Annotated in this window: 22 protein-coding genes; 6 read left to right on the forward strand and 16 right to left on the reverse strand. The window is 53.0% G+C overall.

Going from position 1 to position 24,785, the window contains the following annotated elements; genetic code table 11:
- Window positions 1–453 precede the first annotated feature (453 nt).
- Both SH678x_RS19155 and SH678x_RS19160 read left to right on the forward strand, forming a co-directional pair.
- Window positions 454–1,152: a hypothetical protein gene (locus SH678x_RS19155; protein ID WP_496920060.1), complete on the forward strand. Its 699-nt coding sequence runs from the start codon at window positions 454–456 to the stop codon at window positions 1,150–1,152.
- Window positions 1,153–1,230: 78 nt separating this feature from the next.
- Window positions 1,231–2,046 (forward strand): type II secretion system protein, encoded by an 816-nt coding sequence (locus tag SH678x_RS19160; protein WP_496920061.1) that lies wholly within the window; start codon window positions 1,231–1,233, stop codon window positions 2,044–2,046.
- 475 nt (window positions 2,047–2,521) lie between these two features.
- On the opposite strand, the gene SH678x_RS19165 is transcribed toward SH678x_RS19160, so the two are convergent.
- Together SH678x_RS19165 and SH678x_RS19170 are read right to left on the reverse strand one after the other, a co-directional pair.
- Window positions 2,522–3,193, reverse strand: a complete 672-nt coding sequence (locus SH678x_RS19165; RefSeq protein WP_496920062.1) for a hypothetical protein — start codon at window positions 3,191–3,193, stop codon at window positions 2,522–2,524.
- Between the two features lie 452 nt (window positions 3,194–3,645).
- The gene (locus SH678x_RS19170) at window positions 3,646–4,881 is read right to left on the reverse strand and encodes a putative sulfate/molybdate transporter (RefSeq protein ID WP_496920063.1); all 1,236 of its coding nucleotides are present in this window, start codon (window positions 4,879–4,881) and stop codon (window positions 3,646–3,648) included.
- Between the two features lie 1,860 nt (window positions 4,882–6,741).
- Here SH678x_RS19170 and SH678x_RS19175 point away from each other — a divergent pair.
- A complete protein-coding gene (locus SH678x_RS19175) occupies window positions 6,742–7,503 on the forward strand; it encodes a PEP-CTERM sorting domain-containing protein (RefSeq protein ID WP_496920064.1) in 762 nt (253 codons plus the stop codon).
- Between the two features lie 296 nt (window positions 7,504–7,799).
- Here SH678x_RS19175 and SH678x_RS19180 read toward each other — a convergent pair whose 3' ends face one another.
- The 14 genes from SH678x_RS19180 to SH678x_RS19245 all read right to left on the reverse strand — a co-directional run bounded on the left by SH678x_RS19180 (window position 7,800) and on the right by SH678x_RS19245 (window position 22,153).
- Window positions 7,800–8,078 (reverse strand): hypothetical protein, encoded by a 279-nt coding sequence (locus SH678x_RS19180; RefSeq protein ID WP_496920065.1) that lies wholly within the window; start codon window positions 8,076–8,078, stop codon window positions 7,800–7,802.
- Between the two features lie 45 nt (window positions 8,079–8,123).
- On the reverse strand, window positions 8,124–9,161 hold the full coding sequence (locus tag SH678x_RS19185; RefSeq protein WP_496920066.1) for a tyrosine-type recombinase/integrase: 1,038 nt from the start codon (window positions 9,159–9,161) through the stop codon (window positions 8,124–8,126).
- A gap of 85 nt (window positions 9,162–9,246) precedes the next feature.
- Window positions 9,247–9,468, reverse strand: coding sequence for a helix-turn-helix transcriptional regulator (locus SH678x_RS19190; protein ID WP_496920067.1), 222 nt, complete (start codon window positions 9,466–9,468; stop codon window positions 9,247–9,249).
- A gap of 294 nt (window positions 9,469–9,762) precedes the next feature.
- Entirely contained in the window at window positions 9,763–10,893 is a 1,131-nt protein-coding gene (locus SH678x_RS19195; RefSeq protein WP_496920068.1) for a sodium ion-translocating decarboxylase subunit beta, read from the reverse strand.
- A gap of 9 nt (window positions 10,894–10,902) precedes the next feature.
- The gene (locus SH678x_RS19200; protein ID WP_496920069.1) at window positions 10,903–11,322 is read right to left on the reverse strand and encodes a biotin/lipoyl-containing protein; all 420 of its coding nucleotides are present in this window, start codon (window positions 11,320–11,322) and stop codon (window positions 10,903–10,905) included.
- 52 nt (window positions 11,323–11,374) lie between these two features.
- Window positions 11,375–11,761 (reverse strand): OadG family transporter subunit, encoded by a 387-nt coding sequence (locus SH678x_RS19205; protein WP_496920070.1) that lies wholly within the window; start codon window positions 11,759–11,761, stop codon window positions 11,375–11,377.
- Window positions 11,758–13,311 carry an acyl-CoA carboxylase subunit beta gene (locus tag SH678x_RS19210; RefSeq protein WP_496920071.1) on the reverse strand — a complete coding sequence of 518 codons (1,554 nt, stop codon included), beginning with the start codon at window positions 13,309–13,311 and terminating at the stop codon, window positions 11,758–11,760. The genes SH678x_RS19205 and SH678x_RS19210 overlap by 4 nt, the downstream gene beginning before the upstream one ends.
- Before the next feature lie 104 nt (window positions 13,312–13,415).
- Window positions 13,416–13,622: a dodecin family protein gene (locus tag SH678x_RS19215; protein ID WP_496920072.1), complete on the reverse strand. Its 207-nt coding sequence runs from the start codon at window positions 13,620–13,622 to the stop codon at window positions 13,416–13,418.
- Window positions 13,623–13,868: 246 nt separating this feature from the next.
- Window positions 13,869–14,108 (reverse strand): PepSY domain-containing protein, encoded by a 240-nt coding sequence (locus SH678x_RS19220; protein ID WP_496920073.1) that lies wholly within the window; start codon window positions 14,106–14,108, stop codon window positions 13,869–13,871.
- 22 nt (window positions 14,109–14,130) lie between these two features.
- Entirely contained in the window at window positions 14,131–14,454 is a 324-nt protein-coding gene (locus SH678x_RS19225; protein ID WP_496920074.1) for a hypothetical protein, read from the reverse strand.
- A 21-nt stretch (window positions 14,455–14,475) separates the two neighbouring features.
- Window positions 14,476–16,137 (reverse strand): SulP family inorganic anion transporter, encoded by a 1,662-nt coding sequence (locus tag SH678x_RS19230; protein ID WP_496920075.1) that lies wholly within the window; start codon window positions 16,135–16,137, stop codon window positions 14,476–14,478.
- A 90-nt stretch (window positions 16,138–16,227) separates the two neighbouring features.
- Window positions 16,228–17,700 carry a proton-conducting transporter transmembrane domain-containing protein gene (locus tag SH678x_RS19235; RefSeq protein WP_496920076.1) on the reverse strand — a complete coding sequence of 491 codons (1,473 nt, stop codon included), beginning with the start codon at window positions 17,698–17,700 and terminating at the stop codon, window positions 16,228–16,230.
- Window positions 17,697–19,076 (reverse strand): proton-conducting transporter transmembrane domain-containing protein, encoded by a 1,380-nt coding sequence (locus SH678x_RS19240; RefSeq protein WP_496920077.1) that lies wholly within the window; start codon window positions 19,074–19,076, stop codon window positions 17,697–17,699. Before SH678x_RS19240 ends, SH678x_RS19235 begins: the two co-directional genes overlap by 4 nt.
- Window positions 19,073–22,153, reverse strand: coding sequence for a DUF2309 domain-containing protein (locus SH678x_RS19245; RefSeq protein WP_496920078.1), 3,081 nt, complete (start codon window positions 22,151–22,153; stop codon window positions 19,073–19,075). Before SH678x_RS19245 ends, SH678x_RS19240 begins: the two co-directional genes overlap by 4 nt.
- A 444-nt stretch (window positions 22,154–22,597) precedes the next feature.
- On the opposite strand from SH678x_RS19245, the gene SH678x_RS19250 reads away from it, so the two are divergent.
- The 3 genes from SH678x_RS19250 (at window position 22,598) to SH678x_RS19260 (ending at window position 24,762) form a co-directional block, all read left to right on the forward strand.
- Window positions 22,598–22,780: a response regulator gene (locus tag SH678x_RS19250; RefSeq protein ID WP_496920079.1), complete on the forward strand. Its 183-nt coding sequence runs from the start codon at window positions 22,598–22,600 to the stop codon at window positions 22,778–22,780.
- Between the two features lie 27 nt (window positions 22,781–22,807).
- Complete coding sequence (locus SH678x_RS19255) at window positions 22,808–23,275, forward strand: winged helix-turn-helix domain-containing protein (protein ID WP_496920080.1); 468 nt, start codon at window positions 22,808–22,810, stop codon at window positions 23,273–23,275.
- A 101-nt stretch (window positions 23,276–23,376) separates the two neighbouring features.
- Entirely contained in the window at window positions 23,377–24,762 is a 1,386-nt protein-coding gene (locus SH678x_RS19260; protein ID WP_496920081.1) for a sensor histidine kinase, read from the forward strand.
- Window positions 24,763–24,785 lie beyond the last annotated feature (23 nt).

The raw sequence follows: 24,785 nt of genomic DNA on the forward strand, positions 1-24,785 counted from the left end.
TTTGCCCTAGATAACTATCACAAGCGACTTGAACTACTGCTGTACACTTGTTGCTCGACGGATTAGCTCCCTTGGATTCACGACACGGGGAGATCATATCGGGACATTCGATTAAATTACGGATATTTACCTCCTTTTATCCTTGACTGACTGTAATTGCAAGCGATATGCTTGAAATCTGTTGGTACTGAGTCTCAATATCTCAAGAGCAGAAGGTTTATTGCTATGCGTCGTGTCTTATATATCGCTGCCCTGGCTCTAATCGCCATCAACTCTGGCTTATTCTGCGAGGCCGCATCACCCTTCGCAGAGTTCACTCTTTTGGAAAGCCTTAGCATGACCGGGCGAAAGCCGTCTTCACCCATGCCCAGTTCTGGTGATTGGTTAGTAGGCACGTCGGACGACCATAGTCTAGCAACCAGCTACAACCCTTCCGGTGCCTGGAGCCACAACATGGCTGATCTCACTGGTATGGCTGGCGCTGGCTTCAACCTGGCGCCTTCTCTTGCTGGGTCATTGACGCTTGCGCTTACCCCATCCTCTACCGGTATTTGGAACGTGTCGGTGACCGATTTGGACTACATCGGTCAGGCCACACCGTTCTTGTTGATGAATCAATCTCTCGCTACACCCGAGAGTGCGGCCGCTCAGTCTCAGGCATTTGGGGTGGATGGACTTGGCAACAGCGGTACATGGCTGCGTAGCCCAGCGCATAACTGGAGCATCAGCTACGAGTTAGATTCTTATTTTACTACTAATGCCGATGGGGATGCACCAATCAATCCGAATGATGTAGACGTTGCCTTCAATAATAAACTGCAGCGTGGGTACCTCTTGCCAGTTTCTGTACTCACACCAGTTGGTCTAAGCAATCTAGCCCTTGATGATCCCGCTGGATATTTTTCAGGAAGCTTCCACGACTATCTACTCAATGTGGTCGCTCCGACTCTTCCAGTCGATGCATCCTATTTGCTAATTACTCAAATGGGCAAAACTGCACCTGACTACGCGGAGCCAGGCTTACCTATCACTACAGCAGGCCTGATAGGTAACACAACTATCGCATATACAACTGCTATTCTTCCCGAGCCGACTCAGATATCCCTAGTGGTCCTAGCCGCCGGAACACTAGCTGTGTGCCGTAGAAGTTAGAGATCTCTCGGTGTGCAGCGAGCATCCGAACTCACGCAAAGTTAAACGGCCTAACAGCAACATTATAAAATAACTCCGATGAACAACAGTAAACCGATGTGGCGTGATGCCTTCACTCTCATCGAGCTTCTCATTGCCATCTCCATAGTTGCGATAATGTCTGGGTTGCTGCTACCTGCTCTGCAGCACGCGCGGACGATGGCCGACCGTATCAATTGCCAGAACAATCTCCGGCAGATTGGCCTTGGAGTATTCATGTACGCGGACTTCAACGCGGGTAAAATGCCAGTCGCTGCACCTCAAGAGCTTGGTGGACCTCAGGGTCGAGTGCCTGAATCAGATCCATGGCTGCCCGCCCGGATGTTCGGGGGCTCATTGCCTGCGGATCAGAGACCTCTGAACGCATACATCGAGAGTTATGAAGTATTTCATTCTCCATGCGACCGTGGAGAACCACTTTGGTGGTTCGATACGGCCGATTACCAGGCTACAGCTAGTGCTTATGTGCTCTACGGCAGTAGCTACTTCTATGCCTCCGGATACAATCGTCAACTGGGTGTCATGATGCCTATGGGAATTGCTAAGTTCGTTGGCCTGGATTTCTCATATGTCAATTTCAATGATAGCCCTTTGTCATTGGGAGAAAGTCTCAAGCTGGGTTTCTATGAGCAATCGAGTCGCAAGGTCCTCGTGGGAAGCATTCCAATCCACCGAACGATGAGTGGCGTAGTCGCTCAAAATCCCCGAGCTCAGTGGTATCTGCCCGATTCAAGCCACCTCTGGGCCAATGCAGTTTTCCTTGACGGACACGTAGAGTTTGTTCAGGTTTTCCCGTATGACGCAGAGTATCAGGGTGTTAATACCGTCCCAAGTGAAGATAACCCCTATTACTAAGTTGTAGATCGAGCCCATGCTGAGTTATTCACGACTAGAATTGGGGGCAGCTTTTATCGCCATCGTATCAGCCATTTTGGTATGGACTTTGGCGTTGCTTCCATGCGACGAATTCAAATCCACTGAGTTAAAGGACGTTGAATCGATCAACACTACAGTGATTGCGACGTACGTTAGCTTGGACCGCATCAGAGTAGATTGTCGGGTAAGAAATAGTGGTTTGCATATGGCGGAGCGAATTATCCTAACCGCTCGAATCCGAGATCATCATAACAGGGTGATTGCGACCAACCCTTTTGGCAGCGTGTCCGACTTGGCTCCAAACGCCCAATGCGACGTCCAAATACTGCTGCCAGGAAATCTGGATCTCAGTCGGTGTACCACCGAAGTAGAAAGCACGCTTGTAAGGTGGGCGAACTAAGGGCAATTGCACGGGAAGTTGCTGCATGCACCAATAATTTGGTAGCAATGTGTATCAGTAAACCAGACAACGCAATACAATCGCTGCCCCTAAAGACCAGACTGCTACGAAAGCCGCCTCCTGCAAGCCGAGTTGCCGCATATTCGGGCGAAGATAGGGTAGTGCTCCGGTTCTCAGAATATTTGCCACGCACTGGGTACGCCAAAAGAAGAACGGCCATAGTAGCCCATACAGCAAGAATGCTGCGAAACCAGTCGCCCCCGCCCCTAACGCGGCCGCTGGGGCCGCCGCCGATAACGCTGCTGTACCGAGAACAATCGAACTGGTGGCAAGGAACCCCTGACGATCGGCAACGGCTAGTGCTCCTATCGCTACGAGAGCAGAACCACCAAGTATCCACAAGAAATGATTCGGCCCGCTCAGAAGCCAAGCCCCAAGGGGCATAACGAGCATCAGCACCGCACCAATGATCGCTTCGCGCTTGCGACGCGTTAACCCCGCAGCTAAAGCGCCTATGAACATGAATCCCCCGACAACCCCAGTCCCAATCAACATGCTCCGCTCGACTCCGTAGTTATGGCCGAGGACACTGCCAGCGGCCACGGCCACGCATAAATAGATCCATGCTCCGTGAAACCGGAGAATGTCGAACCGACGCTTGTCGACAGCGGTATGGATTAACGCCGTGCGATTGGGTTGTCTGCCGATGACTACGTGATTGCTCATTTTTTTCAAGCGTGTTGGCTCTAAATGCTATTTTGAACGGGAACAATCCCAACTTATGTGTAAATTCGGTTAGGAGAAGTTCTGCTTACTATACCTAATTTGGATGCGCATATCCAGAATTCTAGGCGCATTGGTATCTGAAAAAACTGGTTGTTCCTAGAAAAGCTCACGACTTTCTGACAGAACAAAAAACGTCTCGAAACTGAATTGCGCGCTCAGGTGCCCGACAAATCGTCCGGCGAGTTTCAATATGCTCACGACGAGGTTCGCCACGCGTTCGACAAGTCCGAGTACGATAGGACCCAATCCCAGCATTGTCAAATAGAACGGGGGAATCCCGTACACATTTCGTGGCTTACATCAGAAAAAGAAAGTCGCGACGATAATGGCAAGTACGGGGCGGGGCATCCACGCAGGGACAACTAGCGATGCAATTGGAGGTCACGTGCCACTCAAATTTTGGCCTCCTCATCCTCGACCTGAAACAAACCCAATCGCAAACACCATGCCATCGCCAGTCCTAATAGGAAACCAACAGCTATGTTATTCAGGCCCATGCAGGCAGCGGCAGTTAGCAGCATTGCAAACGCATCAGTGCGACTGGTCTGGTCTCGACAGACAAGGGCCAGTTCCATTCCGGCGAACGCCAGCATGACACCCAGGACGCTTGCGGGGAACGCTCGGCAGAGGGTCATCAACGAAGCACCAAGCGAGACCGCCAGCAGCATTTTGACGACGCCAAGAAACAGGATGGAGCCGTTCGTCCTTGCCCCAAACCGGTATTGTCCCGCCAGTCCACCCGCACCATGACACATGGGCATTCCGCCGAACCAGCAGGCGACCAAGTTCATGATTCCAACCGAGATGGCAACTTTGCGTGGCTCCACTCGGCGGTCTGGAAACAAGTCAGCGGATAAAGCACAGACGGCGATTACTGAGTTGAGAGTCGTGAGTGGGATCTGCGGCAGAGCGGCCTTGGGGAATGCGGTCACAAAATCGTTCCATGACAAAGGGGTCCATGATGGCAGTGTGAAGCCGAGCCCCAACTCGCGTGCTACGTTAGGATGCGTCCAGAAGGCGAGCGTTAGCCCGACGGCAAACAGTATGAGAGCAGCGGGCGCCTTGCGCGAAAAAAACAAGAGCAAGACAGTCACGGCAGAGACGATGCCGGTCAAGTAGCTATCGGGGGCGAACCACTGATTCGTACCAGTTACCATCTGCATCCCCTTCATCAGCAGAGATAAGCCGAGTGCCAGTTGAAGGCCACGGACGACGGACTTCGGCACAACACGATTCAACCAATCAATCAATCCCGTTACGCCAAGCACGAGGATGATTGCACTGACCGTTGCCCCAGCGGCAAGTATTTGCGGGACCGTCAAACCTTCAGTCAGGGCGACTGCCGCAATCGCCTTCATCGGCTGCACGGCCATTGGAATCGCGAAGGCAATGCCAGTGATGACATTGAAGAAGCCGGCGAAGAACAGAGCCGTACCGAAGTCCAACCCATTCTGTGCCGACATGCCGACCAAAAGTGGTAGAAACGTACCCATATCACCAAGCGAGCCAGCGATCTCATGGCGATTCAAGCGAGCGGCAAGTAGGTTCCGCCACATCCCCAAAGGGGCTACTCGTTGTTGTCTGTCGGTGGGTGGCAATACCGGTTGCATTTGGATGTTAGTAGCCATTTTTAGTGTTGTCGTTTATGGCGTTCGCTCAGCCTCTAAGTCCGCTAGCGAAATTCTATCAACTTTCAATCCTAATAGGTTAGCCTTCGAAGTCAGGAAAACTCTCAAACGGTCTCGCTCCGCAAGGCGCTCTGCGGCGGAGCACGAAGAGCGGATACTCGCCAAATTGATGTGGCTCGCAGCAAGTGGTCACGATATCGCCGCAAAACGGCAAATGCGGGCCGGACGGATTGTTAAATCCCCACGACTTGTCGAACCCCCATACATCGCCTTACGGTAGGGTCATCAATCTGGGCGTCGGTGGTTGAAAGGTTCCTGCTTAGGTGCGACACACCGAAGAACATTATCTGGCATACGCAGCTCGCTCAGAAGGGCGTGACAATTGTCACCTAGGCGTAGTTCGAAACGGCCACGCACGCTGGCTCTGGGCGGAGAGACTGGTCGCCAAAGCCATCAACGTTGTTTTCAGCGGGATGCACTAGCATTCCACGGTTTTTACAGGTGTGGTCCCTGGGACGGATACAAAACGCACCCACTTAACAGGAAGTCACCTAGTAACCGACGACAAGTTACATCCTCCTATGGCAGGGGTATTAATGATGAAACTTGAGAAAGCTGAACAAAACTTGATGACGATTGCAGACATCTAAACGGGAAAGTAAAATACATTTACTTCGGTAAAAATAGGTCTAATTTGAAAAACCCTGACTTGCCTCATAACATCAAGGTCGTCGGTTCATATTTGTAATTCCAAGTTTTCGATCAGCCTAGGTTGTCGAGTAACGCTGGCAAGAGCGATTATTTGCAGTGCCATTAGGGAAACGCTAGCCGGGAAGCGCTAAATCTGACCGCTGTTCAGCTCCGCAAATTTCTCCTGGGAGATCCCATCCCCGACTATCATCGCCATGCCCTAAGTACCGTCGCAGGAACGGTAGCAAAATTTGTTGCCGATACGATCCTTCGCTTATCTCTTTGTATATAGACAGTCGACATGAGTGAGCGTGTTCTGCCTTAGTATTGCGACCGCAGTGGGGGTCATTCAGATGCCAAAAAGCTCGACCGTGGGTCAGGAATCAGGTCAGGAATGGGGTGGAAAACTTGGAAGAAACCGCTATTCTGGGACGTGGAAAACGCTTGTTTTCTTGGGATTTCATAGAGGGTTCGGTTTCTCTTAATCAGTAGGTTGTTGGTTCGATTCCAACAGGGAGCACTTTCTTAAGTTGTTTCGAGAATAGCTGTTTGCCTCTTCGATGCCCTTCTCCACGATATCTGTGCCTATTCTCAAAGGTGCAATGTGGCAATAAGTTGCAATCTTGCGCAAGTGCTCGGACAAGCTACGAGCAGGCGGAACCCGAAGAGAGAACAAGTGGCGAACAAGTGGACCGGTATTCTGAGGAGTTTCTGTTCTCGTTCCACGACCCACACGGCCAAAAGGCTCGTTGTGAGAAGCCAAGTTTAAGAGATTCCAGCAGCGTTTTAAGAAAGTGATATCCGAGACTCCCGTGAAACGTCTGATCAGATATTGCAACGGGTAGTGTATTGTTCACCGCCTGTGGTCATGGGACGCAACTCTTGAGTATATCAATGAATGGAAAATGCGGTTCCCCAGGGCGAAGGTCTAGGCCAATCTAGCATTTGAAGCTGGAAGACAACCCTCCCGGTCCCTTCTCCAGCTAGCGAAGCGCCGCAGCCAGACATCACGCCGAAAAACGTCAAGAAGTCCCCAATCGCTACAGACACGGGGAGGCACGATGTTAAGATGGTAACGCTTGTCGGCCTGGATCGGTTTCAAGTTCAACCCATCTGGGACTTTTCGGCTTCGTGTATGAAGCTTCACTACACTACTGAGAGGTTTGTCTAATGAAAAAAAATCTGTCTTTGTCTTTCTTTTGCCTCATTGCAGCATTGGTGTGGTCCTGCCTGACGCCGAGCATCAGTTCGGCAGTTGAAGTCATCACTGTTCGTAGCGGTCAATCGGGTGGTGTTCCCGGTGCCCCAGGTTCACTCGATGATATCGTAAATTTCAACCCGTGGGGAAATCCTGGTGGATCGCCTGTTTTAGGAACTCCATTTACACCGGCAGACTATGCCGCCACCAATACTGGTCTCAGCGCAAGAGTGATCACTCCTTTGTCAGTTTGGATGGGAGGAGCCGTCGCGCCGCTGAGTGATCCGCTCGCTCGCTGGATCAATTTTGAATACGATCCCTCGAGTGGTTATGGCATTCCCGCAGGATCCGCCCTTTATGCCGTTCCCTTTTTCATCAACTCGGCCACCTTCTCTAACGCAACGTTGGTCGTGGAAGGTGGTGTCGACGATTGGCTCGGTGACGCTCTCGGTGGAGGACCAAACCCCGATGGTCTCTACGTGAACGGTGTTCCCAGCGGTCTGTCGACTCTGACACCTGCCGACTTCAACTATGCAGTCCCCACCACGCATATCGTGGATATCACGGCGAACGTGACCCCTGGGCAGAACTACCTGTATTTTTATCAGCGCGATGGGGGTATCGGAGTCAGCGGACTCATCTTTAGCGCGACAATCACCGTGGTGCCCGAGCCAAGTTCTCTGGGACTACTCGTGATCGGCTTGGCATTCGCGTTCAAGCGGCGTTTGGTTTAGCTCCACTTCACACTAAAATTGAAAAACGACACTGCGTACAGGTGACTGCGAGTTGCCTGTGCGCAGTTACTTTTGTTCGACTTAGAGAACGCAGGTGAATGCGGATTTAAGAGACATCTTAGAAGATGGGCGTCTTTTGATCCGTTCGTATTTTCGACACTCGTCGCCGCGAGTCGCTCTGGCGAAAAATCTTCGGACAACGGTGTGTCAAAACTCATCTCCTCAAACAAAACGCCGAGTACTCATCGACAATTAGCTTCTCGGCAAAATATTTTGGGGAATATCGGCACGTGAGATCAGCCGACAATGCCGGGTGGCATCAGGCTGTTGATCGCCGCGACCCGGTTTTCTAAACGGACCCGATCGTAGATTTTCGAGGTCAACTTGGGGTCACTGTGCCGCGCAAAATCAACCACAGTTGAGAAATCGGCGCACCGGCACAGGTTGGTAATGAACGCCATCCGATGGCTGTGAAAGTCCGCCACTCCCAGGTCCCCAACATAAGGCAAGCCAGCGGCAGTGCAGTCGATTTCCATGAGCTTACTAGTCTTCCGCAAGCGACCACTGCGGGTCATGAGATGGAAGATTCTCTCATTGGGACTCGCATTCCGAATGACCAGTCATTTACGGAGCTTTTGGGCCACCATGGGGTGCAGGGGAATCGGCTGGTCGTCCCGCTTGGCTTTGGTGGATGATGCCCGAATATGAATGCAGGGAGGCTCACAATCCAAGGTAAGATTGGCGGGAGTGATAGCAGCCAACTCCTTACGACGCAGGCCCGTCCACGCGGCAACAAGGTAAAGAATCGCTCGTTCCGAACCGGAGATCGATTCGATCATCTTGCCGTTCTCAGTGGCGGCAATGAGCCGAGTAAATTCACCTGGTTCAAGTGGTCGTCGTTGACGCCGATTAGGATCGGACTGCTCATTAATGGCCGAAAGCATTTTGAAGGGATCTTCAAGGAGGCGATCAGATTTGACCAACCAGCGGATAAACGCTCGTACTGATTTCAGAGCGGCATTCCGAGTGCGAAAGCTCTTACCATCGGCAATCAGAGCGGCTAAATACTTGTCGAAAACATTGGCATCTAAGTCACTAATCCCTTGGAACTTGCAGGCAATGAAGACGCGGCGAATGATTCGCAGGATTTCCATAATGTGCGTTACCGAGCGGCCAGCACCTTGCAGGTGGGATCGGTAATCCGCCAGATGGCTGCCAGCGATGGCTCGTTCTATATCCTCGATCGCCAATTGGCTCGCAAACTTGACAATGCGACCATGGGAATCACGCTGGTGGGACCGTTTAGGGAAAGGTTTAGCTGAGCCGATGAGCGGCCGCCTCAGGTGACCAGCGAACGGATCAATGATCCCTGCCTTTTGCTGATCGGCCTGTTTCTGAAGCTTGATCCTTAACTGCCGAGCAGCTTCTTTATCCGTGACACCCAAAGGTACGCGGCGAGTACGCCCATCGGGATGCTTTATGCGGCCATAGAATTCGCTAGTTTCCACGCGGCAACGCTGACCATCACCGACGAGTTCGCCTTCGATAACACGGCCGCTGGAATTCTTGAATCTGGCGAATTTCTTACCGGATCGTTCGACAATTGTCGCTGTCGAAGGCACTTCACGGTGAAACGTTGGTTTGAAGATATCAGCCATAAACGAACTCTCGGGAGATCAGGAGCATGCCAAATCCCCAATAAATCATTCCGCTACCTCACTCCGCAATTACCCTGTGAGCACCCTATTCATCACACCTGTTCATATCGTTCCATTCGCTTGCCGATGGGCATCCTGCCTGCACCCAGGCACGAACCTCATCGGGAGCGAATCGCAGAGATCGGCCAATCTTGGTGATAGGTGGGACCATTTCGCCTTGTGCCCTCAAATAGGCAAACTTCCTGGCACTGATACCTAGAAATTCAATCACTTCAGCACTTCCCCAGAGAGGTTCGATTGACAACATGGAGGAGCGTGGATGGGGGGACCTCGTATGACGCCTATTTAGCTTCTGAAAGTTTTAATAAAAGGAGTTGAAGCCCTAAGTCCTCAACGAGTACTTAAATCTCTCGAAGATACAAAACTGTATTGTCACTTTCCCTAACGTACCATCTAACAATCGTAAAAAAATCGTTCATTCCACGAAAAATTGAGAATTTAAGAACCACGACAGGCATTCGCAAAAAGCCCGGAGTATGGCCCGGTTTCACCAAGAATTGGCAACCAAGGCCGACTGCAGAATACGGGCCAGGCAGTCATTTCACGGGGAAGAAAGTCTTGCGATAAAATATCCCGCGACAACTGCCGTGCCGATGACTCCGGCAACGTTAGGTCCCATCGCATGCATAAGGAGAAAATTTTGCGGATCGACGCGTTGGCCTTCCACCTGCGAAACGCGCGCAGCCATCGGAACTGCCGATACACCGGCTGATCCGATAAGTGGATTAATGAGTTGGTTGGGACTGACTAAATTCATAACCTTGGCCATCAACACGCCACCAGCGGTTGAGATCCCAAAAGCAACGACCCCCATCGCCTGAATCTTAAGCGTACTGGCCTGCAGAAAGGAATCTCCGCTCATGGTGATGCCAACACTTGTACCCAGGAAAATCGTGACGATATTAATCAATTCATTCTGACTTGCTTTTGTTAGGCGTTCTACGACGCCACTTTCGCGAAAGATATTTCCCAACATCAGCATGGCAATTAATGCGGATGCCGAAGGCACAATGAGGATACAGATTACCATCGTTGAAAACGCGAATATTAAGCGTTCCAGCTTGGAAACGCTTCGCAGCGATTTCATGCGTATCTTGCGTTCTTTCATTGTGGTTAAGGCACGCATGATAGGTGGCTGAATCAAAGGCACCAACGCCATATAAGAGTACGCGGCTACAGCAATCGGACCTACTAACTCTGGCGCCAGCTTGTTCGCGGTAAAGATGGAAGTGGGGCCGTCTGCTCCGCCGATTATGCCAATCGATGCCGCTTCTTTTGGAGTAAAACCAATCGCCGAGGCACCAAGAAAAGTGACAATCACGCCGGCTTGAGCCGCGGCGCCAAGCAGCAAAGTACGCGGATTGGCTATCAGTGGCCCGAAATCAGTGAGTGCCCCGACTCCCAAGAAGATCAGCGGTGGGTAGATTTCCCACTCAATGCCTTTGTACAGATAGTAATATAAGCCTCCCGGTTCACCATTGTGAGGTTCGTTCAGAATTCCGAGCGTAGGCAGATTGGCAAGCAAGGCTCCGAAGGCAATCGGAATCAGCAGCATCGGTTCAAACTGCTTCGCGATCGCCAGATAAAACATCACACCGCAGACCAACCACATGACCAGCATTCGCCAGGTAATGAGTTCAATAGCCGTCAGTTCCAGAATTTCCTGAATCATAGAGTCGCACTACTCCAGCACGAAAAGTGCTTCACCTTCTGCCACCGACTCACCCTGTTTGACATGCACAGTTTTGACAGTCCCAGATGTTGACGCCATGATGTGATTTTCCATTTTCATGGCATCCAAAATCATCAGTGGTTGATCGAGGCGTACTTGATCGCCGGCTTCGACGAGTACCTTGACCACCGTGCCGGCCATCGGGCTACAAATGGTGCCGGGAGCAACTTTGCCCTGCGGAACGGCACTAACTGCTGGAGGGACTTGGGGAGAGGAAGACGGCGAGATCGCCGCTGGTTGAGCATGTTTCACAGGGGCGAGCAAACCTGTTTCGTCAGTCAAATCTTCAACCGTGACGTCATAAGTTTTCTTGCCAATCGTGATTCTCAGCTTCTTCATAATACCCTCAGAAATTGGCAAAGGCTTCAAAGTTTGTATCTTGTGTTGTAGGCAAGCATTTGACTTGTCGACGACTTAAAGATCAGGGAGGCGTGCGACCTGTTCTCGGCAACTTGTGCGAAATATGGTGCTGGAAACGACCTTCCAAAGCTCGCTCCATACCTCCTGATGTTAGACCCCTTATGTAAACGATGCGGTGAGGCACGGATAGGACCTCGGCAACCGCCGCGGCGATCACGGCCACGACTTCCTCGGCCTCTTCCGATTCCGCGATTGGAGAAACAGCCTTAGAGGTCCGCTGACGGGCTAAAATCTGAAATACGTAACCTATAACGCCACAAAAGATGGCCAGTAGACCCAAAACGAAGAATACAACAAACGAACCGGTCAACGAGAACTGGCTCAATTCACTAAATGTGGAGTCTTCGTTAACAGCGACCGCAGAGATTACGAGAGACATCAGCATCATAGTGGTATCAAGCCATGCTTTTTCGGCGGACGAGTGGCGCTCTTGGTAAGCGAGTTTCGCAGCGCCAGTGAGACAATCCCACGAGTCTCAGAGGGAGCAATGACATCGGTAATCATACCATGCGAGGCTGCCATATAGGGAGAAGCAAACTTCTCTTGGAATTCTTCAATGAACTGTTTACGTAAAGCCGCTTTGTCATCGGAGGCATCCAATTCTTTACGGTATAAGACATTTACGGCACCCTCTGCCCCCATCACAGCGATTTCGGCCGTGGGCCAGGCGAGCACGATGTCTGCTCGAAGATCGCGGCTACACATGGCTAGATAGGAACCACCATACGCCTTGCGAATGATGACCGTAATCTTGGGCACGGTTGCCGACGCATAAGCAAACAGCATTTTTGCTCCGTGACGGATAATTCCACCCCTTTCCTGTCCCACGCCGGGCAAGAAACCAGGAATATCAACTAGCGTAACGAGTGGAATATTGAATGCATTGCAAAAGCGGATAAAGCGTGCCCCTTTGTCGGAAGCGTCGATATCGAGCGATCCCGCCTTCACGTTTGGCTGATTGGCAATGATGCCTACGACTATGCCGTCAATTCGCGCGAAGCATACGATCAGATTAGCCGCAAAATCCCGATGCACTTCAAGGAATCGACTCTCATCGCTGAGGCGGCCGATAATCGCGTACATATCCAGGGGAGCTTTGGGATCTTCTGGAACCAAATCGTTCAGATCTTCATCGGGGTCGAGTGAGATTTCATCAAGGGGGCGATGAGGTGGATCTTCGATATTGTTAGGCGGCAGATAGGAGAGCAATTCCTGCGCAATCTGAATGGCATGCTCGTCATTGTCGGCGACAAAATGGACGTTGCCGCTTATACTGGCGTTCGCCGCCGCGCCGCCGATTTCTTCCATAGTCGCATCGACACCCGTGACGGCCTTAATCACTTGCGGGCCACATATAAACATATTGGCGTTTTCGCGAGTCATGATCAGAAAGTCCATTAAAGCAGGCGAGTAGGCGGCCCCTCCCGCGCAATTGCCAGCGATAATGGCGATCTGCGGTACGGAACCCGACAACATGACGTTGCGATAGAAAACCTCACCATACCCGGAAAGCGATTCAACGGCTTCTTGAATCCGGGCACCGCCAGAATCATTAATAGCCACCAAAGGCATGCCGCATTCCAGGGCATAATCCATAACATCGCAAATTTTCTTAGCGTGCCGCTGGCCTAAGGCGCCGCCACCGACTGTAGAATCCTGGCTGAACGAAGCCACGGGCCTGCCATAGACTCGGCCAACGCCAGTGATGACTCCGTCGCAAGGCAGAAGCACATTCTCCAGGCCGAAATCATGGCATGCATGCTCGACATGCATGCCCCATTCCTGAAAAGTTTCATGGTCAAACAAACGATTGAGACGCTCACGTGCCGTGAGCTGTCCTCGGGCGCGTTGTTTCTCCAACCTGGCTTGTCCGCCACCCTCTGACGCTGATCGACGACGCTCTGCAAGTTCGTCCAGTAATTTCTTACGGATGCTCATAATAGAATTTGCACACCTCTTGCGAACTTAATGTTCGCATTCCAATGACGGAAGATAAATGGAACAAAGGACAAATCAACAGCATGTGACTAGCCTCGCTCAAGTCACTCTCCATGGATGTATTTAAAGGAGAGGTCAAGCCTCGTACGGTACATGATCTTTCCGTCTTCAATCTTGAGATCCATTTTCTTGACCTCAGCAATCCGCAAATCGTGAAGGCTCTTTTGCGCTGTCTCGACCGCATGCCGCGCGGCATCCTCCCAAGAAACCTCGCTGGTTCCTACTAATTCAATGACTTTATAGAGACTCATTGACGCGGTACTCCCTGTGAATTTGATACTCTGGCGAGTAACTAACGTAATAGCAATCTAACACTCCGAGAATTCCTCATTCAAGGGGATACGCAATTGGCAAGATGCGTTATTCTTTCTCTTTGGATTCCAGCTCATGAATGCGTTCTTCAAGTTTTTGGATTCTGAGGACCGTAGAGAAAGTTTTGATCGACGTTCTTGCCTTTGCTGGTGGACGGCGATCGCGATCATCACGATGTTCCGAATTTACTTCGCCCGTCTTACGATCAACGCGCAGTTCGACTGCCGCGTCATTTTATAAGCTTCGACTTCCCAGGATCCATCATCAAACGAAATATCAACAATCGGATCGTAACCGGCTTTTTTAAGCTTCGTTACGATCTTGGCCATGGTCAGTTTGCTCTCTTGGGGCACATCGTCAGCCTTAGTACTTAACGGTGCCGCAAACGCGGCAAGCCTCATCGTCGTCTTTAGCAGTGACTTCATATTAATCTCTCATTTTCTAAACTCATCGTGAAAAGCTAAGGTTCAAAGGACGACGGAGTCTGAGACCTTGGATACGTTGAGGCTGAATGAGCGGTTCGATCTTGCTATCCAGTTCATGGCACGGAGTGGCTTGTTCTAGCTCCGAGAGTGACACGATGTATTGGATCGCGGCACTGCCGAAGAGGAATTTTTGCTTGCCCACGGTGAGCCATAGCGGTTCGACGCCGCGGCGGCGAGCCTTGCGTAGGCGTTTCGGCGAAATGCCGGTGGCCTCGATAAAGGCCCGCCGGGAGTAGAGGCGCTCGGGCTGGATCACTCCGGTGGACGATTTGCTTTTCTTTGCCATGTTACGAACGGATTCCGTTTTTCAGCTTTTCACCACGACCCGCTTGCGAGCGGCTTGGGCATGTTTGGAAAATTGCTTGTGGTCGTCGAGGCCGATGACTTCCAGGGTGAGACCTTCACGTTTGAAATCGCGCTGCATGTCGGAGAGCTTGTTCATCGTGCTGTGATCCACCAACTTTGTGTTGGAAAGATCGACCACAAGGTTTCGCTTTTGCGCCAGGCCGGCGTTCTCGATCGCTCGACGCAGCGGAATCCAATTGGTAAAGGTCGCTCCCTTACTCAAGGCAATGACCGACGTGTTATCGCCTTGCTCGGATATTTCCAGCGAGGGTTTCAGCAGCGAAGTGAGCGGTACGCCGTTGATAAGGTGCACGAACAGTTCGACACCGATGCCGATGAAAATACCGATTAAGAGGTCGGTCGCCAACACGCCCACAATCGTTGCCAGGAAGACGGCCATCTGCTCCGGACCGATATGCCAGGCGTGTGCGAACTCGGAAGGATGGGCCAACCGATAGCCCGTGTAGATCAGCATTGCCGCCAGGGCTGCGAGCGGAATTTTGTGCAGCAGCACGGGAATCAGGGCCACAAATACGAGCAGGAACACACCGTGCCACATGTTAGCAAATCGGGTGCGGGCACCATTGTCGATATTCGACCGACTGCGAACGATTTCCGAAATCATCGGCAGGCCACCGACAAGCGCCGCGAACAAGTTCGCCGTTCCCACGGCCACGATATCGCGATTGAGGTTGGTTTTGCGTTTCCAGGGATCGATCAAGTCGATGGCTTTCGCGCTGAGAGCCGATTCGAGCGTGCCAATCATCAGAAACATGAAAACCCACTTCCACGCTTTGGGTTGCAAGAGGGCCGAAAAGTCGGGGAACGTGATTTCGTCGAACATGCCGAAAGGACGGCTGGGCATCGATACCAAAAACTGTTCGCTCAGCTGATATTTGTGGCCCTGCATGATGTAGGAATGTTCGTGGAGCAAATCAAAGCCCATACCCATCGGCACTGCCACAACCAATACCACCAGCGGCGCGGGGATTGCTTTACAAAACGCGAACCGGCTTCTCATCATCGGCCACACGAACATGACGGCGAGGCTGACGAGCCCGATTGCCGCGATGGCGGGATTGGCTTCTCGGAAGAATGCGGGGATCTTACCCAACAATTCGAGCGGCTCACCCTTGGCGGCAACACCCAGCGCGACGGGAATTTGTTTTGCGATAATAATTACGCCGATGGCCGCCAACATGCCATGCACGGCCGAGTTCGGAAACAAATCGCCAAGCGCGCCGGCCTTCAACAGGCCGGCAACAATTTGCAAGGCCGCTGCAGCTACGCCAACGGCCAGTGCTGCTTTGTAGGCCGTCATATCGGTCGCGCTGAACCCGCCCGAGATCCCATCGCCGCCGAAACTCTCAATGCAGCCAATGGCGATCACAATCAAGCCTGCCGCGGGGCCTTTGATCGTGAGCTCGGAATTACTCATGAATGTGGTGATTAGCGCACCGATGATCGCCGTGAAAATTCCCGCCAGAGGCGGATAGCCACACGCGAGCGAGATGCCCAAGCACAACGGAAGGGCGATCAGGAAAACCAAGAATCCCGAGATGGCGTCGAATTTAAAATATTTAGTGAATCCGGCGGCATTTCCCACGGGAATTTCACTGGTCATCTCTTTCGTCTCTACTACTGCGGCGGACATTTCTAACGACCAACCTTTCTAGGACATTCCCGGCGAGACACACGCTCGTCAGGATTTTTATTACTCACGTATTTCTGGACTTGTGTTTGGGATTGGCTCGCTTACGGCCCAAGTCGCGACAACGTCGTCGCTCTTCGGAGTAGACGCGGCCAATGTTTTCGTTCGACTCTTTATGAGGGCCGTCGCCGCGTGATATCGCGAGGCGACTCCTGGCTGGGGTACGATACCGCCGCCGATAATCAACAAACTCAGCACCATCACGGCAACGCGCTCCGGCGCGCGGCAACGCAAATCAATCGTGCCGGTGTGAACTTTGCCATTGAAGATTCGAAAATAAGCTTGCAGCACCGCGATGCCGTTCAGAGCCGCGGCGAGTAAGACGATGGCCCCGATCAGCGGATAGGCCCGCACGGCCCCTTCGACCAAGAGTTCGACCGCAACGAAGCCAATCGTTCCCGGAAAACCAATGCTCGCGAGGCCTGTAAGCAAAAAGAACCCGGCCAGCACCGGTACGGCTTCATAAAGGCCATGATATTCGGCTATCGAGAGTCGACCCGTGCGAGTTTCAACGGCTCGCAGCGTGAGGCCAAATCCCAAGAGCGATAAACTCACCGAGAGCCACACGCACAATGCGCCCGTCAGTCCGATAGGCGTGGCGATTTCCACCCCCACGAGTACGAGCGAGGCGTGGCTGAGAAACAGATAACAGAAAAATCGGCGTGCCTCGGTTTGCACAAGCGCCATTCCAGAAGCGTATACGGCGGTCAGCAGCGAAAACGCGGCGATCACACCGAGGATCCAATCCGGTGCGGTCGGCAGCACCAACCGCATCGCACCGTAAGCGCCCACCATCGGCGTGACGAATAGCAGCGACGTACCGAAGCTGGCTTTCTCAAACAGGTCGGTCATCCAACAATGCACCGGCACGACTCCACTTCGCAGCAGCACGGCGGCCGCCAGCAAGCTGATGCCGATCGTGGAAAATGAGTTTTCACTTGAAGTCATCAGGTATTGCCCGGTCACAAGCAAGGCGATAAACAGCAACATATGAATTAGAAACACTCGCGGCGAACGATTCCGGCGGATGATTTCCACAAGCGGCGGAATCGTGCTCAGACTTAAGAGCACGATGATCCCCCACGGAATCTTGCAGGCTAGCGTGGCGAGGAGAAGCGATTCGGACACAAGCGTCGCCGCAAAGGAAAAGCGTTTCACTTTCGAGCGGAGCGTGGCGAGTTCGGTCAGAAAATACTGGAGTGCCACGAGCGCCAGGAGCGGAGCGCTCAGTTCATCGACGACAAACAAATCGACGCCGAACAATTGTTCGAAAAGGTCCCAGCGGTCGTGAGCTTCGAACGAATGAATGTAGGCCAGATCGAACCAGGCACAAACCGCGGCAATGAGCGAAACGGCCGAGACCAGCAAGCTGATGCGGCGTGCTTCCGTCGAGTCCGCGGCCCGGACTGCGATGATCGAACCGATCAAGGGAAGAAAAATTGCAACCTCCAACCATGGAAAATGAAGTTCGTTCAAGACTTCACCTCACCTTTGGCTGCGGTTGCAACGAAATCGGACTTCTCACCACACAAAAAGGTAGTCCAACTTTGCTCCATGCGGTTGCACCATGCAAACACGGCGAGGAACGGCCGCACGATCCAGCGATCCATAGCCGAGTCGAGCCAACCACGGCGATAGGAGAAGCGGTAGAGAAACTCGGAAAGGGCAGGGTAGTTGGCCAGCCGCTCTTGTTGAACATGTTCGGTAAGGTGCGAGCCGATGGCGTTTTCCATCTGGCGATAGTCTCGCAACAAACTGGGAGCCCGCAAAAGTTGTAGGGTTCGCAAGCACGCGTGGCCAATGATGTGAATCAGTGCCAGATACCGTAGGCCGCAACCGATTTCGACGGTGATGATCCCCACCTGGGTGAGCGATGCGAACGCCAAACCGCTTTTGACATCGCTTTGTACGCGCGATGCGAAAGCAGCAAACACGGCGGTCAAAAGCCCAATCAAAATCACCGCCGCGGAAAGCATGTAAGACAACTCAAGTAGTGGACCGACCCGGAGCAGCAAGAATGTTCCCAAATGGACCGAGAGGGCACCGTAAAACACGGCGCTCGATGGGGTCGGGCCTTCCATCGCTCGCGGCAACCAACCGGAAAACGGGACCAACGCCGACTTTCCCGCAGCGGCGATCAGCAGCAACGACCCCACAATGAGTGCGTGATTCGGTGACAAGGTCGCTTGGCCATATGGCCACGGTCCCGAGCCCATGACTGCGTCAAAGTCGCCGCTGCCGTGTAGGTGATGCAACGCCACCGCAGCGAGCAAAAACGATGCATCAGCCAACCGATATACCGACCACACCCGCTGCCCGTTGGCCACTGGCCCACGACGTTCATGAAAGTAAGCCACCAACAAGGCTGAAGACAGACCGACCAGTTCCCAACCGAGGAACAAAGTTTCAATCGTTCCGGCAAGTGTCGCAAGCACCATGCCCATCAAGAAAAAAGCGTAGAGCAAAAAGAAGCGGCGGAAACCGGCGTCGCGGTGCAAATAACGGCTCGCAAATGCACCAATCGTTCCCACCAAAATGTAAGTGAGAATCACAAAGGGAACCGACAGCCGGTCGAAAACGAACTTCAAGCTGAAGTGAAAATGCTCGCCGGGGATCACCACCCAGTTGCCGAGTTCGAGCGGCACGTGCCGTGAATCGGTCATTAACATACTGGCCAAGACCGCCAGCGCGGCGAGTAATCCTGCGAGTACCGAGGCTTGCGTGCAATTGCTGATTGATCGTTCGCTCAGCGGCTTGCCGACAAGGGCCGACAATCCCAACACGCACAGCAACACCACCGGCGCGGAAACAACACACGTACTAAAAAATGTGAGCAACAGATCGGTGTTCATCGTGTGGCAATCTCCTCGACATGTTCCGTTGGGGAAACTGCTTGATTGATTTCTGCATAATTGAGATGTTTGCGCCAACCGCGATACCAATCGGGCGACCTTGCCACCACTGGCAAGGAGCGCTCTTCGGGATGGTAAGGCTGGAACTCGCCGTCGGCAAAAATGTGCATCTGATCGCTTTGCGGATCCAAGAGACTCAGCTGCACCCAGCGATTGCGAACCAGTTGATTGATCGTGGCGTTGCGCTCCATGATGGAAAGCATCGCAGCGGGTGTTGTCTCGATCACGAACAGAATTCGCACCGGTTCGTGAATCTCGACCATTTGAGCGGACAAGCCGGTTCGCAGATCGCTTTCGGCGCCTTCCATCACTCCGATAAGCGAGGTGAGGTTGTGCGGCAACTTGCTCCCGCAACCGTAGCCAACGTTGTCGACCGCTGAGAAATAGTATTCGAGGCTAATACCCGCACACACAGGGATCACCGCGCCCAGCAGTCCGGCGAGGATGGAGGTTTGTTCGTCGTCGATTGTGGGATCGTAGGACGTGAGAAATGACCGGCGATCTAAGAACAACCCGCGGGTTCGTGCCCGGCGTCCCACCATGCAGACGGCATTTGTGGCATGGCAGTACTCGGGCCGGACCTGCGAGAGGTCTTCGGAACGGTTCTCGACGTGCTTCAACGCCGCCGAGCGCGTGAGCGTGAACGGCGCTGATTCAAAACGTCGGCACCGTTCGTGGGCATCGGCTTGCCGTGCTTCGTCGAGTGAGATCTTCGCTCGCGAAAACAAATCCCATTGCACCGGAGGCAAGCGATCGAGATCAAAATAGGTCAGGCTGTCGTCGCACGTATTGTGGAAGCCGCCGATGAAGAAAACTTCGTTGGAGATCGTTAAACCGCGCTGGGCCAAGATATTTCGCACTCGCGGTTCATTGGCCATGGCGGCAAACGCGCGTGCATTGGGTCCACCCTTGCCACCACCGCAAGCTCCGCAGTCGTACGCCGCTTCGTGGGGATTGTTGAGGCTCCCCGAACCATGACCCATGATGAATACGAGCGGCGCGAAATTCTTGGTGAGCCCAATCGCCCGCAAACCCCCTTCAACAATCTTGGCCATTTCTTCGATCGTGTAACCAAGCTGATGGTTTTGCGGCCCGGGTTGTGGGCCGTTTCGCTCGAGGCGAAGCTGTGTCTTCGGCGGGTTCACCACGTGCCGATACAACCGGCCCATCTTGGCGGTCGCTCGTGGAAACAAGATTCGCAAAATCAACGGCAACGACGTGATCGAACCCAAGAGCCCCGTGACAATGCCACCCGTTGCGGTCCGTGTTTGCAAGTGAAGCAGATGAGACAGCCGACCGACGCGTCGGCGAGTATCCGCCTGGCGAGCACCGCTTCCGTCGAGTGAGAAAACAGGCTCTTCGGTCACGTAGTGCGAAGGTTTGATCACAATCGGGCAAAGGGGGCGATAATGCGCTTCGTCGGCACCGCGGTAGTACATCGCGACGCCAAAAAATCCCGCCACCCCAAAGGTTTCGACGGCGGGGTCGATTTCTTCTAACTGACGGCGGAAGGATTCTTCGCGGTCATCAATGCAGCACACGATTTGGTAAGCGGGCGATTCGGGGCTCTTTTTCACGGCCGTTCGCTCAGGATGTCGTTGCGAAAAAAGGGAAACGGCATCCATCGTTTGGTTGCGATACCGCCGCTCGTAAGCCAAGTGATACAAGTATCGACGGCGCAAGGAATGAAACGACTCGACTTCATCAACAAGCTGTTTCCATTCGCGCACCGTGAGCTGGTCCAGTTCCGCAGGGCTCCAGCATCGAAGTTGTGCGAGCTGAAACACCTGGAAAGCCCTGCGTTCGACGCTACTGTCCTGCGATATCTCTGCCGATTGGCACAGCGTGTTTAATTCAGCTAGCGAACCCTTGAAGCCCAATTCCTCGGCAGCCACATAAGCAAGGGCCAACCGTTCGAGAATCAGCCGCACGGCCAGGTATTCAACCAGCGTATTTTCCTGGGCAGGGCGGACGGTCCACTCGCCGTTAGTTTCCATCTGCCAAAGCATCCCCGCCCAGCCTTTCAGGACGAGCAAAGTTTGCGACAGGTACTCGCCCTGTTCGGCGGCGGAGACTCCTAGAGATTTCAGCGATTCGGCAATCGATGCGAGCGCGGCTATCTTGCCCTCGGCCAATTTGCTCAATTCAGATGGCAAATCTTCGAGCCACGCTTCCACCGGCTGAGAATTGCACATCAACGCGCAATACGCCGCCAAGAACCCTTCATCGCGTTTGGGCAACTGCCAGCTCGCGTAGCCCTGATCCAGATACGCTGCACAGAAGCGAGTTAGCTCCGCATTCACGAGCAGGTCGATGTCTTGTCCAGTCCGTTTCAGCAGGGCATCGCGGTGACGCACCATCTTTTGCGAGTCGACTTTCTCGGTCGGGACCTGGCTCACGCCGTGCCACACCAATTGCCACAGCAGATGGAGCGTTGACGATTCCGAAGTTTCTTCACTCCAAATCTCAATGTTGGCGACATCGAACTTTTCTAGAAAATGAATGTTCGTTTCGTGGGCGTAAGCGCTGGCCGCCCTGCCGTTACTCAACAAGTCGCGTTGGATCCAATGTTTGGTGGAATCCAACAGCCGATTTCGCAGCGTCGCGGAAACTTCGGTCCGAAATTGAAACAGCGCGTCCGCTTCGTTGATAAACCAGCGAATCTCGTCGTCGCTACCGTCAAACAAGGGATAACGAAGCATCGTCAACTGCAATTCGTGCCGGGTTCCCAAACAACCGATCAGCACGTCACCCTTTTCATCGAGATCTTCCAACAACACGGTGTGCAGATCGTGGGGAAGAATTCGCCCCTCTTCCAACTCACGACGATAGCGGGCTTCGCTCAGATACGGCTCGCAGCCGAGTACTCGCTTGGCTTCCAGCACAGCTTCTTCAAAAGGTAAATCCTCGAAGGCGTGCAACGTGTTGTGGTGAATAAACACCGTGATCGGTCCCTGCGTGGGCAGCAGGTGCGCCGCATGCTCGATGTCATGCTGCAAACCCGATAGACCAGTCAAGGTCTCCGTATTCAAAACAAAGGGAGCTGTTTGCTCGGCAGCCAAAGACACGGTGAGCTCAGCGAGGGGTGGGTGTTAATGGCCAAATTCGATATTGAACTTGTGCTTCGTGCACGTTTCGTGGCATCCTGCAGTCGTGATTGGCAACTATAGGCGGGAGTGTAGTACAGCCTACTCTCCTTCTTCTTGTACGCTCTATCGACTCGTATCGCAAAGGAAATGCCGGTTACAATTCTGTAAGGAAGCGTTCGATTGCTCCAAAGTGCCGAGCTTACTTAGATGAGGATGTTAGAATTAACTTCGGAAGTGTTAGAATTACTTTTCGGAAAGGTAACTTCACCCGTCATGCCCAATAGGCGGATATTTAGCTGCTGGACAGTCAGCCCGTAAACCACTCGTGCGACACCAAGAACCCTAACTGAGAGATCGCACCGTGAAAGGCTTGTGATTGAAGACGATGCCATAATCGGACGAGCGCTCGCGCAAGGTCTCCAGGAAGCTGGCCATGAGTGCGCACTGGTCGCCAATGGCAGGTTGGGCCTTAGCAAAGCGCAGTCTCAATCGACCGATGCGATCGTCCTTGATTTGGCGCTGCCTGAACTTGGCGGCATGCAAGTCTTGCAATAACTTCGCGCCCAGGGAATCGACACCCCCGTGCTGATCCTCACGTCACTTGGTTCGGTCGACGACCGCGTAGCTGGCCTCGACGCCGGCGGCGACGATTACTTGGTGAAGCCATTTGCGTTTCCTGAACTGCTCGCGAGGTTGGTAGCCATCACCCGGCGGTCGATTAACCAAAGTTCGCAACTCATGGAGGTGGGGCAACTCATTCTCGATCTTTCTACGCGGCGTGTAACACGCGAGGGGAAAAAGATCGACCTCACGCCCACCGAGTTCAGCCTGCTCGAATTCCTGATGAGAAACGCCGGCCAGGTGCTCACGCGCAAAATGATTTGCGAACATCTGTGGGAAGCCGATTGGGAAGGCGTGACTAACGTCTTTGAAGTTCATGTCACGCGATTGCGGGGCAAAATTGATCGCGACTTCGATGAACCCCTTCTACATACCGTTCGCGGCCGTGGTTATGTGCTGCGAGCTGCCGTCACGACCCAAGTCCAATAGCTCTTTTATTCACGCGTTTTCTGGACGGTGGCTTCCTGAATCTCACGTGGACTAGCTATTATGGATCGTGAATCGGTCCGCTGCCTTTTGAGCTGCCCAGCATGTCCAACTTTTTACACACCGCCCGCTTCCGTATCGCGATGTGGAATACCTTCGGTGTGGATGGGATTGCGCTGGCGGCGCTCTTGGCCGTGCGCCAGGGCGTCTCGTGGACGATGCTCCAAGAAACCGACGACTTGCTGACCGAAGATGCTCGCGAGATCGAGCTCGCTCTGAAGGAATTACCTGAATCACAGTTCTTGCAACTCACGGACGAGCTCCGCCGGAAAGCCTTTGGACATAAAGAACATGACTGGTTTGTCAGCCTGATCGACGACCAAGGAAAAACACTCTGGCAAAGCGCTGAACCACCCAGTCAACTGCCCGACTTTGCCGATTTTTCCACACGCTCGCGACGGACAATCAATCAGACTCGGCTGTTGTGCCAAACGGTGAAGCCCAATGCTCATCACGTTACCAAAATTTACGTTGGAGCCACACTCGATAATCTTGAAGAGGAAATTTCCCGAGTTGACAGAATCGTCGTCGCCTCGGGGACTTCCATCCTGTTGCTGTCACCTCTCTTTGGATACCTGCTTGCCGGTCGTGCCACCAAAGATGTTCAAGAAATGTCCGAAACAGCCGAACGCTTGAAACCCGCGGCCCTCGATGAACGCTTGCCCATTCGTGGAACGAACGATGAATTTGATCGCTTAGCGCTCACCATCAATAAGCTGCTCGACCGCATCGCCCTTTACATTTCCCAAAAGCGCGACTTCCTGGCTGATGCCGCTCACGAGCTGCGCACGCCGCTTGCCGCGATTCATAGTTCAATTGAGGTCGCGCTCACCAAACACCGCTCTCCCGATGAATACCGACGTTTGCTCGAAGACGTGATGGAAGAAGGGGAATCACTCGAAGTTCTTGTCAATCAACTTTTGTTGATGTCGGAAGCTGCTGCTCCGCCTCACGTGGGCGAACCTGCGGAAGTCAATTTGAGCGAAGTCGCGGCAAAATCCGCTGATATGTTTAGTGGAGTGGCCGAAGCGAACGAAGTTCAGTTAAGAGCAGAGATTGCGCGTGGTATTTTTGTCTTGGGCAACAAGCCCCATTTGCGACAATTGCTCAACAATTTGCTTGACAATGCGATCAAGTACTCCCGGCCTAATTCCCAAGTCGTCGTGCGAATGGCGTTGAATTCCGTGGATCAAGTCGCAGTGCTCTCGGTAGTTGATACCGGCGCAGGAATTCCCGCCAAAGATATTCCGCTACTGTTCGACCGCTTCTTTCGCGTCGACCGCTCACGCAGTCGTGACGGAAAAAAAGGGACTGGCTTGGGCCTCTCGATTTGCAAAACGATTGTTGAAGCCCATGGCGGAACGATTAGTTGTCAAAGTGCTGAGGGACATGGAACGACCATGACGGTGCATATACCACTCAAGCCTTAGGATTTCTATGGACATCGTTGGCC

This window comes from Bythopirellula superficialaquae, assembly GCF_059632245.1.

What these genes read in the sequence shown, in the direction of transcription:
- SH678x_RS19190 (WP_496920067.1), bottom strand. Translation starts at nt 9,468, where the DNA reads ATGTTGTCAATCGAACCTCTCTGGGGAAGTGCTGAAGTGATTGAATTT.
- SH678x_RS19160 (WP_496920061.1), top strand. Translation starts at nt 1,231, where the DNA reads ATGAACAACAGTAAACCGATGTGGCGTGATGCCTTCACTCTCATCGAG.
- SH678x_RS19220 (WP_496920073.1), bottom strand. Translation starts at nt 14,108, where the DNA reads ATGAAGTCACTGCTAAAGACGACGATGAGGCTTGCCGCGTTTGCGGCA.
- SH678x_RS19260 (WP_496920081.1), top strand. Translation starts at nt 23,377, where the DNA reads ATGTCCAACTTTTTACACACCGCCCGCTTCCGTATCGCGATGTGGAAT.
- SH678x_RS19180 (WP_496920065.1), bottom strand. Translation starts at nt 8,078, where the DNA reads ATGACCCGCAGTGGTCGCTTGCGGAAGACTAGTAAGCTCATGGAAATC.
- SH678x_RS19165 (WP_496920062.1), bottom strand. Translation starts at nt 3,193, where the DNA reads ATGAGCAATCACGTAGTCATCGGCAGACAACCCAATCGCACGGCGTTA.
- SH678x_RS19205 (WP_496920070.1), bottom strand. Translation starts at nt 11,761, where the DNA reads ATGATGCTGATGTCTCTCGTAATCTCTGCGGTCGCTGTTAACGAAGAC.
- SH678x_RS19175 (WP_496920064.1), top strand. Translation starts at nt 6,742, where the DNA reads ATGAAAAAAAATCTGTCTTTGTCTTTCTTTTGCCTCATTGCAGCATTG.
- SH678x_RS19155 (WP_496920060.1), top strand. Translation starts at nt 454, where the DNA reads ATGGCTGATCTCACTGGTATGGCTGGCGCTGGCTTCAACCTGGCGCCT.
- SH678x_RS19170 (WP_496920063.1), bottom strand. Translation starts at nt 4,881, where the DNA reads ATGGCTACTAACATCCAAATGCAACCGGTATTGCCACCCACCGACAGA.
- SH678x_RS19240 (WP_496920077.1), bottom strand. Translation starts at nt 19,076, where the DNA reads ATGAACACCGATCTGTTGCTCACATTTTTTAGTACGTGTGTTGTTTCC.
- SH678x_RS19215 (WP_496920072.1), bottom strand. Translation starts at nt 13,622, where the DNA reads ATGAGTCTCTATAAAGTCATTGAATTAGTAGGAACCAGCGAGGTTTCT.
- SH678x_RS19185 (WP_496920066.1), bottom strand. Translation starts at nt 9,161, where the DNA reads ATGGCTGATATCTTCAAACCAACGTTTCACCGTGAAGTGCCTTCGACA.
- SH678x_RS19195 (WP_496920068.1), bottom strand. Translation starts at nt 10,893, where the DNA reads ATGATTCAGGAAATTCTGGAACTGACGGCTATTGAACTCATTACCTGG.
- SH678x_RS19210 (WP_496920071.1), bottom strand. Translation starts at nt 13,311, where the DNA reads ATGAGCATCCGTAAGAAATTACTGGACGAACTTGCAGAGCGTCGTCGA.
- SH678x_RS19225 (WP_496920074.1), bottom strand. Translation starts at nt 14,454, where the DNA reads ATGGCAAAGAAAAGCAAATCGTCCACCGGAGTGATCCAGCCCGAGCGC.
- SH678x_RS19230 (WP_496920075.1), bottom strand. Translation starts at nt 16,137, where the DNA reads ATGACCAGTGAAATTCCCGTGGGAAATGCCGCCGGATTCACTAAATAT.